General features: G+C 57.0%; 1 pseudogene. It reads left to right on the top strand.

Annotated features, from left to right (window positions below):
* Positions 1 to 834 (top strand): annotated as a pseudogene (locus AC1DIJ_RS30895) (IS3 family transposase); the annotation flags it as partial.

Below are 834 nucleotides of genomic sequence, written 5' to 3' on the forward strand. Positions count from 1 at the left end.
GACGTTGGAGAACGAGATTCTCCGCGAAGCTCTTTCCAAAGCCCACTCAAAAAAACCGATATCGCGGCCGATCTTGTTGCCGAAGGACGGTTCCCGATGAAGACCGTGGCTGACGTCCTTGGCGTATCGAGGTCCAATCTCGTGGAGCGCCTGAAAGGCAAGTCYAAGCCGCGTGGATCATATCTCAAAGCGGATGATGCCGAGCTGCTGCCTGCCATTCGTAAACTCGTGGATGCTCGGCCGACCTATGGCTATCGGCGGATCGCTGCCCTTCTCAACAGGCAGCGGCGAGCCGCCGATCTGCCCGTCGTCAATCGCAAGCGAGTGCATCGCATCATGGCCAATCACGCCATGATCCTTGAGAAACACACGGCGGTGCGAATTGGTCGTGTCCACGACKKCAAGGTCATGGTGATGCGGTCTAATCTCCGCTGGTGCTCGGACGGGCTTGAGTTCACTTGCTGGAATGGCGAGGTGGTTCGTCTCGCGTTCATTATCGATGCGTTTGACCGGGAAATTATCTCATGGGCAGCCGTCGCCAATGCCGGGATATCCGGCTCCGACATTCGAGACATGATGTTGGAGGCCGTCGAAAAGCGCTTCGGCGCAATCAGCGCCCCGCATGCAATAGAACATCTATCTGATAACGGCAGTGCATATACCGCGAGGGAGACCAGGCTGTTTGCCCAAGCCCTCAACCTGATCCCATGCTTCACGCCCGTGGCCAGCCCACAATCGAACGGCATGTCTGAAGCCTTCGTCAAAACCTTGAAGCGRGACTACATACGCATCTCATCCATTCCGGACGCCGACACAGCTCTCCGGAAGATCGAC

The organism is Rhizobium sp. 10N427 (genome assembly GCF_056394605.1).